General features: G+C 62.5%; 18 protein-coding genes. 12 read left to right on the top strand and 6 right to left on the bottom strand.

The features are described 5' to 3' along the window. Positions 1-61 precede the first annotated feature (61 nt). On the top strand, positions 62-493 hold the full coding sequence (locus LB520_RS01785; RefSeq protein WP_140840507.1) for a cupin domain-containing protein: 432 nt from the start codon (positions 62-64) through the stop codon (positions 491-493). Between the two features lie 42 nt (positions 494-535). Here LB520_RS01785 and LB520_RS01780 read toward each other — a convergent pair whose 3' ends face one another. Continuing rightward, entirely contained in the window at positions 536-991 is a 456-nt protein-coding gene (locus LB520_RS01780; protein WP_095764997.1) for a carboxymuconolactone decarboxylase family protein, read from the bottom strand. A 192-nt stretch (positions 992-1,183) separates the two neighbouring features. Between LB520_RS01780 and LB520_RS01775 the strand changes: the two genes are divergently transcribed. The 4 genes from LB520_RS01775 (at position 1,184) to LB520_RS01760 (ending at position 3,540) form a co-directional block, all read left to right on the top strand. Continuing rightward, positions 1,184-1,939, top strand: coding sequence for a copper homeostasis protein CutC (locus LB520_RS01775; protein ID WP_140840508.1), 756 nt, complete (start codon positions 1,184-1,186; stop codon positions 1,937-1,939). Positions 1,940-1,950: 11 nt separating this feature from the next. Beyond that, positions 1,951-2,445: a GNAT family N-acetyltransferase gene (locus LB520_RS01770; RefSeq protein ID WP_140840509.1), complete on the top strand. Its 495-nt coding sequence runs from the start codon at positions 1,951-1,953 to the stop codon at positions 2,443-2,445. Positions 2,446-2,595: 150 nt separating this feature from the next. Then, complete coding sequence (locus LB520_RS01765; protein WP_140840510.1) at positions 2,596-2,958, top strand: Imm8 family immunity protein; 363 nt, start codon at positions 2,596-2,598, stop codon at positions 2,956-2,958. A 93-nt stretch (positions 2,959-3,051) separates the two neighbouring features. Next, positions 3,052-3,540 (top strand): SRPBCC family protein, encoded by a 489-nt coding sequence (locus LB520_RS01760; protein WP_140840512.1) that lies wholly within the window; start codon positions 3,052-3,054, stop codon positions 3,538-3,540. A 6-nt stretch (positions 3,541-3,546) separates the two neighbouring features. Here LB520_RS01760 and LB520_RS01755 read toward each other — a convergent pair whose 3' ends face one another. The 4 genes from LB520_RS01755 to LB520_RS01740 form a co-directional block, all read right to left on the bottom strand. Beyond that, positions 3,547-4,569: an acyltransferase family protein gene (locus tag LB520_RS01755; protein WP_140840514.1), complete on the bottom strand. Its 1,023-nt coding sequence runs from the start codon at positions 4,567-4,569 to the stop codon at positions 3,547-3,549. Positions 4,570-4,775: 206 nt separating this feature from the next. After that, on the bottom strand, positions 4,776-5,573 hold the full coding sequence (locus LB520_RS01750; protein ID WP_224636219.1) for an FAD binding domain-containing protein: 798 nt from the start codon (positions 5,571-5,573) through the stop codon (positions 4,776-4,778). A gap of 108 nt (positions 5,574-5,681) precedes the next feature. Further along, positions 5,682-8,027: a xanthine dehydrogenase family protein molybdopterin-binding subunit gene (locus LB520_RS01745; RefSeq protein ID WP_224636218.1), complete on the bottom strand. Its 2,346-nt coding sequence runs from the start codon at positions 8,025-8,027 to the stop codon at positions 5,682-5,684. Positions 8,028-8,160: 133 nt separating this feature from the next. Continuing rightward, positions 8,161-8,661, bottom strand: coding sequence for a (2Fe-2S)-binding protein (locus LB520_RS01740; protein ID WP_224636217.1), 501 nt, complete (start codon positions 8,659-8,661; stop codon positions 8,161-8,163). Positions 8,662-8,923: 262 nt separating this feature from the next. On the opposite strand from LB520_RS01740, the gene LB520_RS01735 reads away from it, so the two are divergent. From LB520_RS01735 to LB520_RS01725, 3 genes are all read left to right on the top strand, one after another. Further along, complete coding sequence (locus LB520_RS01735) at positions 8,924-10,108, top strand: FIST signal transduction protein (protein ID WP_224636216.1); 1,185 nt, start codon at positions 8,924-8,926, stop codon at positions 10,106-10,108. A 6-nt stretch (positions 10,109-10,114) separates the two neighbouring features. Continuing rightward, the gene (locus tag LB520_RS01730) at positions 10,115-11,452 is read left to right on the top strand and encodes a hybrid sensor histidine kinase/response regulator (RefSeq protein ID WP_224636528.1); all 1,338 of its coding nucleotides are present in this window, start codon (positions 10,115-10,117) and stop codon (positions 11,450-11,452) included. A gap of 68 nt (positions 11,453-11,520) precedes the next feature. After that, complete coding sequence (locus LB520_RS01725; RefSeq protein WP_224636215.1) at positions 11,521-11,943, top strand: hypothetical protein; 423 nt, start codon at positions 11,521-11,523, stop codon at positions 11,941-11,943. 62 nt (positions 11,944-12,005) lie between these two features. On the opposite strand, the gene LB520_RS01720 is transcribed toward LB520_RS01725, so the two are convergent. Continuing rightward, positions 12,006-12,689, bottom strand: a complete 684-nt coding sequence (locus tag LB520_RS01720; RefSeq protein ID WP_224636214.1) for a response regulator — start codon at positions 12,687-12,689, stop codon at positions 12,006-12,008. A gap of 208 nt (positions 12,690-12,897) precedes the next feature. Between LB520_RS01720 and LB520_RS01715 the strand changes: the two genes are divergently transcribed. The 4 genes from LB520_RS01715 (at position 12,898) to LB520_RS01700 (ending at position 16,471) form a co-directional block, all read left to right on the top strand. Further along, on the top strand, positions 12,898-13,596 hold the full coding sequence (locus tag LB520_RS01715) for a fumarylacetoacetate hydrolase family protein (RefSeq protein WP_224636213.1): 699 nt from the start codon (positions 12,898-12,900) through the stop codon (positions 13,594-13,596). Next, a complete protein-coding gene (maiA, locus tag LB520_RS01710; RefSeq protein WP_224636212.1) occupies positions 13,593-14,243 on the top strand; it encodes a maleylacetoacetate isomerase in 651 nt (216 codons plus the stop codon). Before LB520_RS01715 ends, maiA begins: the two co-directional genes overlap by 4 nt. Positions 14,244-14,261: 18 nt before the next feature. Beyond that, on the top strand, positions 14,262-15,302 hold the full coding sequence (locus tag LB520_RS01705; protein ID WP_224636211.1) for a zinc-dependent alcohol dehydrogenase family protein: 1,041 nt from the start codon (positions 14,262-14,264) through the stop codon (positions 15,300-15,302). A 107-nt stretch (positions 15,303-15,409) separates the two neighbouring features. After that, entirely contained in the window at positions 15,410-16,471 is a 1,062-nt protein-coding gene (locus LB520_RS01700; RefSeq protein ID WP_224636210.1) for a hypothetical protein, read from the top strand. The last annotated feature ends 4 nt before the right edge of the window (positions 16,472-16,475 follow it).

The following is a 16,475-nucleotide window of genomic DNA, read 5'->3' as shown; positions in this document are numbered from 1 at the left end:
CTTGCAAAAGGATGCTTGTGCGTCAATGTCGGGCGATGGTGCGGCAAATTTGGAGGGGACTATGCGCAACATCACAATATCGGCACTGCTGGCGATAGCCGCCGTCTACGCGACCGCGGCCAACGCTTTGGACAGCGGCAACACGCCGGTCGTGGTGACGCCGCTGGCGGCGAAGACGACGACCGCATCGGGCCAGCCGATCACGCTGCCGCAAAAGAATGTCGAGGTTCAAGTCTCGTCATACCAGATAGCCCCCGGCGCTACCCTGCCGGTGCACAAGCACCCCTTCCCGCGCTATGCCTATGTCGAGCAAGGCACGCTCAGGGTCGCCAATGTCGAGACCGGCGCCGCCAACACCTACAAGACCGGCGACTTCATCGTCGAGATGATCGGCCAGTGGCACCAGGCCACCAATATCGGCACCGATCCGGTAAAGCTGCTGGTGATCGATCAGGTCGAGCAAGGCGCCAAGAACACGATCCTGAAACAGTAGCCGGCGAGAGGCCCGCTTCGGAGCGGGCGCCCTCCTCCCACCTTATCCCCAGGCGCCCACGGGTTGCCGCGTGGTGGCGTTCAGGCGGTTGAACGCATTGATCAGCGCGATCTGGATCACCAGGGCGGCGAGCGCCTTGTCGTCATAGTGGCGCGCCGCTTCGTCCCAGACGTCGTCCGGCACCGCATCGGAACGGTCGGCCATGCGCGTCGCGGCTTCAGCAAGCGCAAGCGCCGCGCGTTCGGCTGCGGTGAAATAAGGCGTCTCCCGCCATGCCGACACGGCGAAGATCCGCTCGTCCTTCTCGCCGGCCTTCTTCAATTCACGCGCATGCATGTCGACGCAGACGGCACAGGCATTGATCTGGCTGGCACGCAGATGAACGAGCTTGCGCGTCACATAAGGCAAGCCGCCGGCTTCGGTCGACTTGTCGAGCGCCAGCAGCGCCTGCAGCGCGCCGGGAATGAGCATCACCGGATTCTTCAATCTTGCTTCCATCGTCGGTCTCCTCGGGTTCTTGCGGCCGGCAGGGCACGCAGAAATCAATAACCTTACAGTTATGAGTTATCCATAACTTTGCAGTTATGCATTGTCAAGCGGCTTCCATGGCTGGACCGATGGTTGCGGCTTTCGCGGCGGCGCGCCCGGTGCTAGGGCTGCCCATCTCATCGAAAGCACGGATGGAAGCCGGTGGCGGACACGCAAAGACCCCTGATTGAAATCTGCGTCGAAGGCATTGACGGGCTGCTCGCCGCGCAGGCCGCCGGTGCCGACCGGGTCGAGCTCTGCGCCAGCCTGATCGAAGGCGGCATCACACCGAGCATGGGTACGGTGCGCGCCGCGCTCGAAAGCGCGACCATTCCCTTCCATGTCATCGTGCGCCCGCGCGGCGGCGATTTCCTTTACAGCGAGGCCGAATACCGCTCGATGCTTGCCGATGTCGAAACGCTGCGCGAGCTGGGCGTCGCCGGCGTCGTCGTCGGCTGCCTGACCGCCGACGGCGCCATCGACGAGGCGCGCATGAGCGCACTGGTTGAGGCTGCCGGCCCGCTCAACGTCACCTGTCACCGCGCCTTCGACATGACGCGCGATCCGGCCGAGGCGCTCGAAGCCCTGATCCGCTGCAAGGTCGGCCGCGTGCTGACCAGCGGCCAACGCGACACGGCGGTCGAAGGCGTCGGGCTTCTGGCGGAACTCGTTCGCCAGGCCGGCTCGCGCATCATCATACTCGGCTGTGGCGCACTCGCCCCCGACACGATTGGCGAGGTCCGCAGGCGTACGGGACTGACCGAGATGCATTTTGCAGCACTTGCGGACGTGCCGAGCGCCATGCGCTACCGCAACCCGAATGTCGGCATGGGCGGCACCGACCTCGACCGCGAATACCGCAACACGGTGACCGATCAAGCCAAGGTGGCTGCGACGATCGCGGCCGCGAGAGCTTGATGGCGCAAGTGATGAGCAAGGAATTGTTGCCGATCGAACGCGTCTCACCCGCCGACGAGCCCGCGATCCTCGCGCTCAACAACCAGCATGCGGCGGAGCTGTCCTGGCTCGAGCCGGAACGGCTTTCCTTCCTGCTCGGCGAGGCTTTCTACACCCGCCGGATCGGCGCGCTCGAAGCCTTCATCCTATGCTTCGACCAAGACGCAAGCTACGACAGTCCGAACTTCCTCTGGTTCCGCGAGCGCTATACGCGCTTTGTCTATGTCGACCGTGTGGTGGTTGCGGCCGGGGCGCGCGGCCGTGGCCACGCCCGACGACTTTACGAGGATCTGTTCGAGCATGCCCGGCGCGCCGGCCAAGCAATCGTCACCTGCGAGGTCAACGCTGATCCGCCCAATCCGGCTTCCGACGCCTTCCACGCAGCGCTCGGCTTCGCCGAAGTCGGCGATGCGGTGATCCACGGCGGCAAGAAGTCGGTGCGCTATTGGGCGAAGCCCGTCGCCTGAAGGAGAGCCTGCGTAGTGTCTCACGCGGGCAATGGCGGCTGGCGTTTCGCAGACGCTTTGGTCGATGGACGATCTGTGCGAGAAGATGGAAGCCATTGCGCCTAAGCCAGGAAAGCGTGGTCCCTATCAGAAGCAGGAACAGCGAGTTTCATGAAAGCGGAGTATAAGGGTCATAGGATTGTGGACGCCGATAAACTCGCGTTCGATCTCTCTACATGGCGTCCGTCCGATCCAACTGATTTTTCGGTCACCATTGATTTCTACGCGGGAGAAGAGGGCAAAGAAGGGTCGGATGCTTTCACGGCCACGGTGTGTTCGCCGACATGGTTTCTTCGGTCCCACACAGAAGCGGTATTTTCTGGTGAAAGCGTGATTTTCATGCGGACGTTCGATCACCTTCAACTGGAAAAATTTCTCGTCGCTCGATGTGCTTCGGCTAAGGGCAATAGCTGGAATGAGATAGCCTTTGAGCTTTCGCGGGTCGGGCTATGGGAATTCGAATACAAGCTCTGAATTTCAAACTGAGACACTACCAGAGCCTGAGCCCGCTGGTCAGCAAAACAAGCAACAGCTAATATAGCCGCTCCGCTGTTTGGGGACGACATCATGGCGAGCAATGTCTTCCGCTTCGACGAGAGCTGGGACATCCCGGAAGGCACCCCGCAGGAAGTGTGGGACGTGCTGTCGGACGCGCAGCTTCTGCCGCTCTGGTGGGGCGATGCCTATAAGGAGGTCGAGCCGCTCGACAGGAAGGGCAAGGGCGTCGTCGGTGCGCGCGCCAAAGCGAGAGCGCGCGGTGCCCTGCCCTATGAGCTGAACTTCATCATCGAGGCGGCCGAGCTCGACTCCGGCCGGCTGGTGGTGGTGAAGACCTTCGGCGATTTCGACGGCTTGTGGCGGGCGGAGCTGTCGCCGTCCGGAGGAGGCACCCATGTCGATCTTACCTGGCAGGTCACGGTCGAGCGGCCGCTCCTCAAGCTGCTGGCGCCGATTCTGAGACCAGCCTTCGCCTGGAATCATCGCTGGACCACGCCGCGCGGCGAAGCCGGGCTTCGCCGCTATCTCGCCGCGCAGAAGGCGGCCACGCCAGGCTGAGAGCGCTCACCAATTGCGGTTGAGCCACCCGCGCGCGGGCTTTTCAACGATGTAGTAGCTCGCGAGCGCGCAGGCGAACGCGGCCGCCAGCATCGGGATTGTCGCGCTGCCGCGCTCATCGACGAATTTGTAGAAAGGCTGCTGCCACAGATAAAGCGAATAGGACCAGAGCCCCAGCATCACCATCGGCCGCGACGACAACGGCCCCGTCAGGTAGCCCCCCGCCAAGTCGAGCGTGTTGACGGCGAGCGCCAGCAGCGGCACGCCGACAAGATAGTGGATCGTGGTCGGCACCGGATCGAGGAACAGCAACACGCCGCCAACCGCCGCCGCAAGCGCCACATGCTGGTTTTGCAGGAAAGCCGGCAGCCGCCCGTCGGCCTTGAGCAGGCAGATCGCGGCCGATAGCAGGATCGAGGCGATATGCACGTCCGTGCGCCAGTAGGTAGTCTCGTAGCCCATGCCGAGAACCCCGTACGAAATGGCGCCGTTGGCCATCGCCAGCAGCGCCAGCACCACCAGCAGCCGCACGACATTCGCCCGACCGGTAACCACCACGCTGATCAGCGCCAAAAGGATATAGGAATGCTCCTCGACGCAGAGCGACCAGATGTGGTCGAGCGCGCCGGCGCGGGTGATCAGGACGCCGGCGTAATTGTAGGTGAAGGTCAGCGCCGTCAGCGCCGCTTTCCACTTGAAGGCGATGAAGGTTCCGGTCAGGCCGATCATGGCGGCAATCACGAAGATTAGCAGCGCTGGATAGATGCGCGAGAAGCGGCGCTTGAAGAATTTCTTCAGCGGAAAGCGCTCGATGAACAGGATTTCACCCATCAGCCGGCCGCTCAGCACGAAGAAGAACTCGACGCCGAGCACGCCGAGATTGAGCCCTGGGACCGGAAAGAAATGGCCGACCAGCACCATGGCGATCGACAGGCCTCGCCAACCGTCGAGATAGGCCAGTCTTGCCCTGGCTTCCCTGTCGGTCGCGGCCCGCGGCAGGACAACGGACGCTGCGGAGATGTCGGTCATACCGTGCCTTCGCGACTCGAGGTCCGCATGCGAGACATTGCCCGCAGCCTGGACCACCTGGTATTCCCGCCGGATTTATTTTGCAGTGCGGGATAACTTTGTGCAAGTGCGAAGCCGCAATTCGACAGGCGTTTGCGCCTAAACCATTGCCGCGGCGAAAGAAAAAGGGGCCGCGAGGCCCCTTCTTTCATGCATGGCGTCGCCGTTCAGGCGTTGGCTGCGGCCACGGCGCGCTTGGCCATCACCGCGATCAAATTGGCGCGGTAATCGGCGGAAGCATGGATATCGCTCATCAGCCCCTTTGCCGACACTTTGAGGTCGCCGAGCGCCGCGACGTCGAAATTCTTCGCCAGCGCTGCCTCGATTTCCTTGGAGCGGAAGACGCCGTCCTCGCCGGCGCCTGTCACTGCCGCCCTCACCCCGTCCTTGCCCTTGGTCACGAACACGCCGACGATGGCGTAGCGCGAAGCCGGGTTGCGGAATTTCTGGTAGGCCGCCTTGGCGGGAGCGGTAAAGCTCACCGCCGTGACGATCTCGCCGTCCTTCAGCGCTGTCTCGAACAGGCCCTTGAAGAACTTGTCCGCCGCGATCTCGCGCTTGTTGGTGACGATCGTCGCGCCCAGCGCCAGCAATGCCGCCGGATAGTCGGCCGCCGGATCGTTGTTGGCGATCGAGCCGCCGATCGTGCCCTTGTAACGCACCGCCGGGTCGCCGATCAGCGATGCCATATGTGCAAGCGCCGGGCAGGCCTTCCTCAGCTTCTCGTCGGTGGAGACGTCGTAATGCGTCGTCGCGGCACCTATAGTCACGGTCTTGCCGGACACCTTGATGCACTGCAGGTCCCTCAGCCGCGAGACGTCGACGAGGTCCGACGGTGCCGCGAGCCGCGTCTTCATCGCCGGGATCAGCGTCATGCCGCCGGAGAGCAGCTTGGCGTCGCCGTTCTTCAGCAGCCTTGCGGCGTCGGCGACGGAGGAAGCGCGATGGTAGTTGACGGAATACATGGGATCCTCCCCTACAGTGGTTAGGCAGTAGTGAGTAGTCAGTAGTCGGTAGGCCCGCTGCCGGAGGTGGCACGGTTCCCTATTCGCTACTCACTACTCCCTACTCGCTCATTTCTTCGCCCGAATGGCCGACCACACCGTGGCGGGCGACGCCGGCATGGCGATGTCGACGACGCCGAGCGCATCTGTGATGGCGTTGATGACCGCCGGCGGCGAACCGATGGCGCCGGCCTCGCCGCAGCCTTTGACGCCGAGCGGATTGCCCGGGCACGGCGTGTTCGAGGTCGAGACCTTGAAGGACGGCAGATCGGCTGCGCGCGGCATGGTGTAGTCCATGTAGCTTGCCGTCAGGAGTTGGCCGCTGGCGTCGTAATGCGCGCCTTCCAGCAACGCCTGGCCGACGCCCTGGGCGATGCCGCCATGCACCTGCCCCTCGACGATCATCGGATTGATGATGTTGCCGAAATCGTCGGCCGCGACGAACTGGACGATCTCCGTCATGCCGGTTTCCGGATCGATCTCGACCTCGCAGATGTAGCAGCCGGCCGGGAAGGTGAAGTTGGACGGATCGTAGAAGGCCGTCTCCTTCAGCCCGGGCTCCATGCCCGCCGGCAAGTTGTGAGCGGTGTAGGAGGCAAGCGCCACCTGGAACCAGGGCAGGCTCTTGTCGGTGCCCGCGACCTTGACCTCGCCAGTCTCGATGACGATGTCGCCCTCGTCCGCCTCCAGCAGATGCGCGGCGATCTTCTTGGCCTTGGCCTCGACCTTGTCGAGCGCCTTGACGATGGCCGACATGCCGACGGCGCCGGAACGCGAGCCGTAAGTGCCCATGCCCATCTGCACCTTGTCGGTGTCGCCATGCACGATCGAGACGGAGTCGATCGGCACGCCGAAGCGCTGGGTGACCAGTTGCGCGAATGTCGTCTCATGGCCCTGGCCATGGCTGTGCGAGCCGGTGAGCACCTCGATCGTGCCGGCGGCATTGACGCGCACCTCCGCCGATTCCCAGAGGCCGACGCCGGCGCCGAGCGAGCCGACCGCCGATGACGGCGCCAGGCCGCAGGCCTCGATATAGCAGCTCATGCCAATGCCGCGCAGCTTGCCCTCGTTAGCGGCGTCGGCGCGGCGCTTGGTGAAGCCGGCATAGTCGGCGGCTTTTATCGCCGCATCGAGTGAAGCGTTATAATCGCCGGCGTCATAGTTCATGATCACCGGCGTCTGGTGCGGGAAGGACGTGATGAAGTTGCCGCGTCGGAGTTCCGCCGGCGACACGCCAAGCTCGCGTGCCGCGGTCTCCATCGTGCGCTCGAGCACATAGGTGGCCTCCGGCCGCCCAGCTCCGCGATAGGCATCGACGGGCGCCGTGTTGGTGTAGACGGCGCGCACATTGGCGTGGATCGCCGGGATGTTGTACTGGCCCGACAGCAGCGTCGCATAGAGATAGGTCGGCACACAGGACGAGAACAGCGACATATAGGCGCCGAGATTGGCTATCGTATCGACCTTGAGGGCGGTGATGCGGTTGTCCTTGTCGAAGGCCATCTCGACGGTCGAGACATGGTCGCGGCCATGCGCGTCCGACAGGAAGCTCTCGGTGCGGTCGGCGACCCATTTGACCGGAACGCCGGTCTTTTTCGATGCCCACAGGCAGACGATCTCTTCCGGATAGATGTAGATCTTGGAGCCGAAGCCGCCGCCGACATCGGGCGCGATCACGCGCAGCTTGTTTTCCGGAGCGACGTTGTAGAAGGCGCTCATCACCAGTCGCGCGACATGCGGGTTTTGCGACGTCGTCCAGCAGGTATAGTGGTCTTCCGCCTTGTCGTAGTGCCCGAGCGCCGCGCGCGGCTCCATCGCATTCGGCACCAGCCGGTTGTTGACGATCTTCATGCGCGTGACATGGGCCGCCGACTTGATCGCCGCGTCGGTCGCCTTGGCGTCGCCGAGCTCCCAGTCGAAGATCAGATTGTCCTCTGCCTCGGCATGGATCTGCGGCGCGCCGGGTTGGATCGCCTTCGTGGCATCGACCACGGCCTTCAGTTCCTTATAGGTGATCTCGACCGCTTCGGCCGCGTCGCGCGCCTGGCCTTTGGTCTCGGCGACGACGACCACCACGGCGTCGCCGACATAGCGCACCTTGTCGACAGCGAGCGGCGACCACGCGCCCATCTTCATCGGCGTTCCGTCCTTGGAGTGGATCATCCAGCCGCAGATCAGATTGCCGATGCCGTCGGCCTTGAGCTCCTTGCCCGTCAGGACGCCGACGACGCCCGGCATGGCCTGCGCCTTCTTAACGTCGATTTTCTTGATCTGCGCATGCGCGTGCGGGCTGCGCACGAACACCGCATGCTTCATGCCGGGGACCACCATGTCGTCGACATAGCGGCCGCCGCCGGTGATGAACCTCTTGTCTTCCTTGCGCGCCACGCGGGCGCCGACGCCTTCGATACCCATTGCGGAAATTCCTCCGGAATTTAGGGGAGTAGTGAGTAGCGAATAGTGAGTAGGAAAAGATTTGGAGTAGGGGTCGGTCACAGAGACGCCGACCATTCGCTACTCACTATTCGCTACTCACTACTCACTCATCTCACGCTGCCTGCTTCGCCTTGCCCTTGGCGCCCTTCGACATCGTCTCCGATGCGGCGAGGATCGCCTTCACGATGTTGTGGTAGCCCGTGCAGCGGCAGATATTGCCGTCGAGCTCGGCGCGCACAGTCGCCTCGTCGAGGCCTTGCGGGTGACGCGCGATCATATCGGTCGCGGCCATGATCATACCCGGCGTGCAGAAGCCGCATTGCAGCCCGTGATGCTCCTTGAACGCGGCCTGAACCGGATGCAGCTCGGCACCGTCGGCCAACCCTTCGATGGTGACGATGCTCGAGCCGGAAGCCTGAACGGCGAGCATCGTGCAGGACTTCACCGCCCGGCCGTCGACATGCACGACGCAGGCGCCGCATTGCGAGGTATCGCAGCCGACATGCGTTCCGGTCAGGCCGAGATGTTCTCGCAGGAAATGCACCAGCAACGTTCGGTCTTCGGTACTACCGCTGACCCGTTTCCCATTCACAGTCAACGACACGTCCGACATGCAGCCTCCCTGGGTATTAACCTTGGTCCTCGCCTTGCCGATGCCGTGCCTGTGCTTCGGCAGCGCGCTATTTGCGTACCGTACAACGGGCAAAACAGTGCTGCCAGCGCTGCGCCCCTTGTACTTTCGGTCATGGCCGACAAGCTGTTGAGCGTGCCGCCCGGCCCATTGCCAAAACAGGGATTGAGGGCAAAGATGCCCTCGACGCGAAGCGTGCCTGACACGCATAAGAAAAGACACGCATAATCAGCGTTGGAGGAAATTGCGGAGAAGGCGGCTGGCCAGTTCTAGCACACGCTATGCATCGGGCCTTTCGGCGCTCACCACGGATGAGCCCGATCCGAATGTTTTTGCCCGGGCCATCGCGGCCGAAGCGGCGATCGTCGACGCCGGCTTCGCGCTTTTGTTCTTCTCCCAGAGCCTGGTCGACGCCGCGGCGCTCGCGCAGGCGTTGAAGGTACACGCTCCGTCGCTTGCCTATGCCGGCTGCTCGACCGCCGGCGAGATCACGCCGCAGGGGCTGGAGGAAGGACATGTCCTTGCCCTGCTTCTGCCATCGGCATCGTTTTCGACCGTCGCCACCATGGTCGAGAACCTCTCCTCGTCGGGCATGGACCGGATCACCGGCGAGGTCGCCTCGCTGCGGCGCCTGCTGCGCGGGCGCGTCGGCCAGGATCGGGCCAAGAACATATTCGCGCTCTGCTTCATCGACGGGCTGTCCTATGCCGAGGAAGCGGTTACCTCGGCCATCCACTGGGGGCTGGACGACATTCCGCTGATTGGCGGCTCGGCCGGCGACGACCTGAAATTCGAGACGACGAGGCTGATCGCCAACGGCACGGTCGCGTCCGACAGCGCCATCGTCGTGCTGGTCGCGACCGAGATCCCCTTCCACGTCTTCAAGACCGATAATTTCATTCCGACCGACGAGAAGCTGGTGGTGACGGCGTCCGACCCGGACCATCGTGTCGTGCGCGAGTTCAACGCCACCAACGCAGCGGAAGAATATGCCGCCTCCGTCGGCATCGTGCCGCAAACGCTGACGCCGCTGAGCTTTGCCTCGCACCCCGTGGTGGTGAAGGTCGGCGGCGAATATTATTGCCGCTCGATCCAGCGCATGCACCCTGACGGCTCGCTGTCCTTCTTCTGCGCCATCGACGACGGCGTGGTGCTTTCCATCGCCCAGCCCAAGAACATGGTCGAAGCGACGCGCACCGCGCTCCAGGATGTCGAGCATCGTCTCGGCGGCATCGACATGATCCTCGGTTTCGACTGCGTGCTACGCCGGCTCGACGCGCGCAACCGCCAGGTTTTTCGCGATATCTCCGAGCTCTACCGGACCAACAAGGTCATCGGCTTCGGCACCTATGGCGAGCAGTATCGTTCGATGCATCTCAACCAGACCTTTACCGGCATCGCCTTCGGCGAGCGCCAGGCAGCCGAGTGAGTGCAGATGCCGCTTCGCGACATCGACGACCTCGAAAGGCTGAAGAAGATCAACGCCGCGCTGGTCAGCCGCGTCGAGCGCTCGATGGACCAGCAGGGCAACGCCTTCTCGCTGTTCCAGACCGCGATCTCGCTGGAAAACCGGGTGCGCAACCGTACCGAGGAACTGCACGCGACGCTGCGCCGGCTCGAGCAGTCGAACATCGACCTCAGCGCGGCGAAGGAGAGCGCCGAGTTGGCGAACCTCTCCAAGACCAGGTTCCTGGCCGCCGCCAGCCACGATGTGTTGCAGCCGCTGAATGCCGCGCATCTGTCGGTCTCGGCGCTGGCAGAGGTCCAGGCCAGCGATGAAGGCAGAAAGCTGGTGCGCCAGGTCGAGCGCTCGCTGGAGACCATGGAAGACCTGCTGCGCACGCTGCTCGACATCTCCAAGCTCGACGCCGGCGTGGTGCAGCCCGAGATCGGCGACGTCAGCCTGGAGGCGCTGTTTTCCTCGCTGCGCTCGGATTTCCTTCCCGAGGCGGCAAAGAAAGGCCTGTCGCTTAAATTCCGGCCCGTCAATGTCGCGGTGCGTTCCGACCGCACGCTGCTCAGGCGTATCCTGCAGAACATCCTCTCCAACGCGCTGCGCTACACCCGCTCCGGCGGCGTCCTGGTCGGCACAAGGCATCGCGGCGACACCATCCGCATCGACGTTGCGGATACTGGCTGCGGCATCCCCGAGGACCAGCGCGAGGCGGTGTTCGAGGAATTCCACCGCGGCACCTCCACGCTTGCCGACGCCGGGCTCGCCGGCGGGCTCGGGCTCGGCCTCGCGATCGTGCGCCGCATGGCGGCCGCCCTCGGCCACCCTGTGACCTTTTCCTCCAAGGTCGGGCGCGGCACCATCTTCCATATCGACGTGCCGGTCGGCATGGCCGCGGCCGAGCCGGCGATGGCTGCCGCCGACATTGAGCGGCCGCGCGGCTACGGCCTGTTCGGCACCAAGGTGCTCCTGGTCGAGAACGACGCCGACGTGCTCTCGGCAATGACCTCGCTGCTCGAGCGCTGGCAATGCCTGGTGCGCCCCGCGACCTCGACCGACGATGCGCTCGACCTGCTCGGCGACACCGCCTGGGTGCCCGACATCGTCATCGCCGACCAGCATCTCGACGGCGGCGACCTCGGCACGTCAACGATCGCCGAAGTGCGCGACTATCTCGGCCGGACCGTGCCGGCGCTGATCGTCACCGCCGACGGCTCCGAACCCGTCGCCAAGGCCGCCCGCGCCGCCGGCATAGAGCTGATGCGCAAACCGCTGAAGCCGGCGCAATTGCGTGCGCTGCTGGCGCATTTGCTGGCTTAAAGACGGGCTCAACCCAGCCGAAGCCACCGTCTGAAAGAAATGCCAATCAGAATGACCAACGAAACCAAATGAGGATACAATTCTATGGCATCACCTTGGACCTTCCCGACGAATGGGAAGATATAACTGACGATCTTCCCAACAAGGGGCCACCTACCTTGGCCAAAACATCAGGTGTCGGCGCGCTTCAATTTACTATTGCCAGATACAGTGGCGGCGAGAAACCAAACGCAGATTTCGACGTTCTTAGATCGTTTATGATTCAATTTTGTCAAAATAACCACATAGCTGCCGATCATATTTCTACGCAGAAATTCGGCAACATAATGTGCGCCGGAGTACTATCAAAGACAATTGATAAAATATTATCGGTAGGGTACTTATCGAATGGAAATGACTTTGCGTTAGCGACATACTTGGCTTTAGAAAGCGACCTTGTAAGCAAAGAATTAGAGGAAGCGAGAGCAATAATCTCATCTATATCTTTTTAGCGTCATGATAGAGATCAGGATTGCGCAGGGATTACGGCGACAGTTCACTTTTCAGCCAGCGTTCAAAACCCCGCCTGATCCCGAAACAGTTCCGCATTGTCGAGCTTCGACACCTCGATCACCGCCTGCGTCCTGCTATACACGTTGAGCTTGCGCAAAATCTCCGAGACATGCGCCTTGACCGTGGTCTCGCCCACCTGCAGCTCGTAGGCGATCTGCTTGTTGAGCATGCCCTGGCGCAGCATCTGCAGGACCCTCAGCTGCTGCGGCGTCAGCCTGGCCAGCCGCTGCACCATGTCGGCGCGGTCGGTGCTGTCGGGGTCGGGCGGCTGGCCCTCGTAATTCTCCGGCACATAGACCGCGCCATCCATCACCGAACGGATGGCGGCGGCAAGATCGCTCTTGCGGGCCGATTTCGGGATGAAGCCGGCGGCGCCGTAGGAAAGCGCCTCGGAGATGATCTTCGGCTCCTCATAGCCCGACACGATCACCACCGGCAGGCGCGGATAGCGCGTCCTCAGTTGCAACAGCCCCTCGAAGCCATGCACGTCGGGCATGCTCAAATCGAGCAGCGCGAGGTCGAACGGCTTGGCGTCGGCAAGAAGCTCGATCGCTTCCCTGATCGAACGAGCCTCGACCGTATCGACGTCCGGATAGGCCATCTGCACGGCGCTGTGCAGCGCCTCGCGAAACAGCGGGTGGTCGTCGATGATCAGGAAGCGGGCGCGATCGTTGACGGCGGTCATTGCTCAGGATCAGGCATCGGTTCGGTTTCGGCCGGCACAGGATAGTCTCGTGACCATGGTCAGATTATTGGCAAATAGTATATCGGCCAATGGTATATGGCATTGTCGGTGAAGCGACAGGGCCAACATATTCGCGGCCATAGAGCCTTGCTCGCCCGTGGAAATCGGCTGAAGGTGCGAACGATTCATGCCAGCACGGAGACCGCCCATGCCAGAGTTCGTCCTTCCGCCCCCGGCGATTGCCTCGGTTGCCGTCGCAGGCTCGGCGGAGCGGTTCGCCGTGCGCCGCATCTTCTGCGTCGGCCGCAATTACGCTGCGCATGCACGCGAGCTCGGCAATGACGAGCGCGACCCGCCCTTCTTCTTCACCAAGCCGGCCGACGCGGTGGTCGACAGCGGCGCCGAGATCCCCTACCCGCCGCTGACCTCGAACCTGCACCACGAGATCGAGCTGGTTGTGGCCGTCGGCAAGGCCGGCTTCCGCGTTCCGCGCGAAGACGCGCTCGCCCATGTCTGGGGCTATGGCGTCGGCGTCGATCTGACCCGCCGCGACCTGCAGGATCAGGCCAAGAAGGCGGCGCGGCCCTGGGATTGGTCGAAGGCGTTCGACCAATCCGCGCCTTGCGGGCCGCTGGTTCAGGCCGCGAAATCGGGGCATCCGGAAAAAGGCCGCATCTGGCTTGCCGTCAACGGCGGGGTGAAGCAGGACGGCGACCTTGCCGAACTGATCTGGCCGATCGCCGACATCGTCGCGATCTGCAGCGAGGCGGTTGAGCTGCAACCCGGCGACCTGATCTTCACCGGCACGCCGGCCGGCGTCGGCGCGGTCCAGGCCGGCGACAGGATCACCGGCGGCGTCGACGGCATCGGCGAGATCGCGGTGACCATCGGGCAGCCGAGGCCATGAGCGACCTCGTCCTTCATAACTACTACCGCTCCTCCACCTCCTACCGGGTGCGGATCGCGCTGGAGATGAAGGGCCTGAGCTACACTTATGTGCCGCACCACTTGCGCCATGGCGAGCATCTCGAGCCCGCCTATCGCGCCGTCAACCCGCAAGGGCTGGTGCCGGCGCTGGTTCTGGACGGCGGCACGCTTTTGACCCAGTCGCTGGCGATCATCGAATATCTCGACGAGATACAGCCTGAGCCGCCGCTGCTGCCGAAGGATGCGCTGGGTCGGGCTCGCGTCAGGATGCTGGCGCAGATGATCGCCTGCGACATCCACCCGGTGAACAATCTGCGCGTGCTGACCTCGCTGCGCAGTTTGTTCGGCGCCGGCGACGAGGATGTCATCAACTGGTTCCGGCACTGGGTGAACGAAGGTTTCCAGCCGCTTGAGAAGATTCTGGCTTCGTCGCCGCAGACCGGAACCTTCTGCCACGGCGATGCGCCTGGCCTTGCCGACATCTGCCTTGCCGCGCAGGTCGCCAACAATGCTCGCTTTGGCGTCGACATGGCGCCCTATCCGGTGATTGCGCGCATCAACGCCGCCTGCATGGCGTTGCCGGCATTCCAGAAGGCTGCGCCGCAGAACCAGATCGATGCCGAGTAACGAACTGAAGGACCCCCCATGAAAGCTGTCGTCTTTGAAAAGTTCGGCGAGGCGCCAACGATCCAGACCGTGCCCGATCCGAAGCCGGCCGCCGACGGCGTCGTCATCAAGGTCGAGGCGACTGGTCTTTGCCGCAGCGACTGGCATGGCTGGATGGGCCATGATGACGGCATCACGCTGCCGCACGTCCCCGGACATGAGTTGGCTGGCGTCGTCGTCGCCGCCGGCAAGCAGGTCGGCCGCTGGAAGGCCGGCGATCGTGTCACGGTCCCCTTCGCCGTCGGCTGCGGCCGCTGCTTCGAATGCACGTCTGGCAACCATCAGGTCTGCGAGCACCAGTCGCAGCCGGGCTTCACCGGCTGGGGTTCGTTCGCCGAATATGTCGGCATCGAGCACGCCGACACCAATCTGGTGCGCCTGCCCGAAGAGATGGAATTCGCCACCGCCGCGAGCCTCGGCTGCCGTTTCGTCACCTCCTTCCGCGCCATCGTCGACCAGGGCCGGGTGACGCCGGGCGAATGGGTGGCGGTGCATGGCTGCGGCGGCGTCGGCCTCTCGGCGATCATGATCGCCAGCGCCATGGGCGCCAATGTGATCGCCATCGACCTCACCGACGAGAAGCTGGAATTCGCTAAAAAGATCGGCGCGGTCGCGACCATCAATGCCTCGACGACGCCGAACGTCGTCAAGGCCGTCAAGCAGATCACCAATGGCGGCGCGCATATGTCGATGGACGCGCTCGGACACCCGACCACCTCGTTCAACTCGATCGCCAATCTGCGCCGCCGCGGCCGTCATGTTCAGGTCGGCTTGATGCTGGGCGAGCATGCCCGGCCGCAGGTGCCGATGGACAAGGTGATCGCCTTCGAGCTCGAAATCCTCGGCAGCCACGGCATGCAGGCCTACCGCTACAACGCGATGATGGAGATGATCCGCACCGGCAAGCTGAAGCCCGAATTGCTGGTCGGCAAGAAGATCAGCCTAGATGAAGCGCCCGCCGCCCTGATGGCGATGGGCGGCTTCGAGGGCATCGGCATCGGGGTGGTGACGAGGTTTTAGCAGGCGTCGCGGCGAATATTCGCGCTTATTATGCTTGCAGTATTTTTCTTAGGAACATAAAGTGAACAAGAGATTGGGATAAGCCAACGAATGTCGGGTTGAGGGCAATGAGGCTTGCTTCGTACTTATTTTTGTTTGCGTTGCTGGTTTCTACGGCTGATGCGGCTGCTGCAGAGAAAGTAAGCCATGGGGCCACTCCAGATTGGCCACCCGCCCCTGCAGCATCGCCAGGGTGGGATGCTCCGCGCTTTGAGAAATATCTCGCAAAGCTTAGCCCTGAGGGCTCTAGAGCGAAGCCTCGCTTCAACGGATCAAACTGGACGCCGGAAACCAAGGCCAGGATTAGGGAGGCGGTGAAATCCGGCTACAATTTCGCCGGACATTATACGATCGTCGAAATGGGATGCGGTACTGAATGTAAATCAGCTTGGATTGTCGACGGACGAAGCGGCGCGATCCACGCCTTCCCATTGGGTGGCGAAGGCACAAGCAGCCTGAAACTGGTCTATAATGTGAAAAGCCGATTGATAAAGTCCGCATGGCTTAACAGCGAAAAGGTTCTGTGCAGGCAGCAAGATTTCGATTGGGACGGCAAGGATTTCAATAACATTGTTGGCATGGACCATACCGACAAAGGCACCTTCTTTCGATGCGACGTTCTCGATTCGAGCGTATCGATGGAGTGGCCGTCCGATGAGGCGAAGACATCACCAAGCGAAGAATTGCGCTTCGAAACCTTTCCGGCGAGGGTTTTTCAAAACGGACCCGTTAAGTTGCCTCAGTTTGACGGCAGAGACCGCGGGGCGCGGGAATACCGCACAAGGATATCAGATGCGATGAAATCCGGTGCTAATTTTGCCGGGCACTACAGGATTGTCGAAATCGGATGTGGTACGGGTTATTCATGCGTTTATATCGCAGACACAAATAGTGGAAAAGTTTGGGATTTCCCACTGGGCGGCATGGAATACTTGAATTTAGATTTGAAATACTCGCCGGATAGTCGCCTGATAAAGGCCCGGTGGATAGACGGACTAAATGGCGATCAGGCTGACTGTGCGGAGTCGGTCGCTGAATGGGATGGTCGCAGCTTCAACAGCTTCGGTAAGACGCACCGCGGAGTGGCCGACGAAACCTATTGTTCGTTTGAACCACCCCAAAACGAGTAGGATC

The organism is Mesorhizobium sp. CA12 (assembly GCF_020165255.1).
In the GTDB taxonomy this organism is placed as follows: domain Bacteria; phylum Pseudomonadota; class Alphaproteobacteria; order Rhizobiales; family Rhizobiaceae; genus Mesorhizobium.
This window is presented reverse-complemented; position numbering and strand designations above follow the sequence as displayed.

Bases quoted from the DNA above. Each gene is read 5' to 3' on its own strand.
- LB520_RS01785 (WP_140840507.1), top strand. From the start codon at position 62: ATGCGCAACATCACAATATCGGCACTGCTGGCGATAGCCGCCGTCTAC.
- LB520_RS01780 (WP_095764997.1), bottom strand. From the start codon at position 991: ATGGAAGCAAGATTGAAGAATCCGGTGATGCTCATTCCCGGCGCGCTG.
- LB520_RS01770 (WP_140840509.1), top strand. From the start codon at position 1,951: ATGAGCAAGGAATTGTTGCCGATCGAACGCGTCTCACCCGCCGACGAG.
- LB520_RS01765 (WP_140840510.1), top strand. From the start codon at position 2,596: ATGAAAGCGGAGTATAAGGGTCATAGGATTGTGGACGCCGATAAACTC.
- LB520_RS01760 (WP_140840512.1), top strand. From the start codon at position 3,052: ATGGCGAGCAATGTCTTCCGCTTCGACGAGAGCTGGGACATCCCGGAA.
- LB520_RS01755 (WP_140840514.1), bottom strand. From the start codon at position 4,569: ATGACCGACATCTCCGCAGCGTCCGTTGTCCTGCCGCGGGCCGCGACC.
- LB520_RS01750 (WP_224636219.1), bottom strand. From the start codon at position 5,573: ATGTATTCCGTCAACTACCATCGCGCTTCCTCCGTCGCCGACGCCGCA.
- LB520_RS01745 (WP_224636218.1), bottom strand. From the start codon at position 8,027: ATGGGTATCGAAGGCGTCGGCGCCCGCGTGGCGCGCAAGGAAGACAAG.
- LB520_RS01740 (WP_224636217.1), bottom strand. From the start codon at position 8,661: ATGTCGGACGTGTCGTTGACTGTGAATGGGAAACGGGTCAGCGGTAGT.
- LB520_RS01730 (WP_224636528.1), top strand. From the start codon at position 10,115: ATGCCGCTTCGCGACATCGACGACCTCGAAAGGCTGAAGAAGATCAAC.
- LB520_RS01725 (WP_224636215.1), top strand. From the start codon at position 11,521: ATGAGGATACAATTCTATGGCATCACCTTGGACCTTCCCGACGAATGG.
- LB520_RS01720 (WP_224636214.1), bottom strand. From the start codon at position 12,689: ATGACCGCCGTCAACGATCGCGCCCGCTTCCTGATCATCGACGACCAC.
- LB520_RS01715 (WP_224636213.1), top strand. From the start codon at position 12,898: ATGCCAGAGTTCGTCCTTCCGCCCCCGGCGATTGCCTCGGTTGCCGTC.
- maiA (WP_224636212.1), top strand. From the start codon at position 13,593: ATGAGCGACCTCGTCCTTCATAACTACTACCGCTCCTCCACCTCCTAC.
- LB520_RS01705 (WP_224636211.1), top strand. From the start codon at position 14,262: ATGAAAGCTGTCGTCTTTGAAAAGTTCGGCGAGGCGCCAACGATCCAG.
- LB520_RS01700 (WP_224636210.1), top strand. From the start codon at position 15,410: ATGAGGCTTGCTTCGTACTTATTTTTGTTTGCGTTGCTGGTTTCTACG.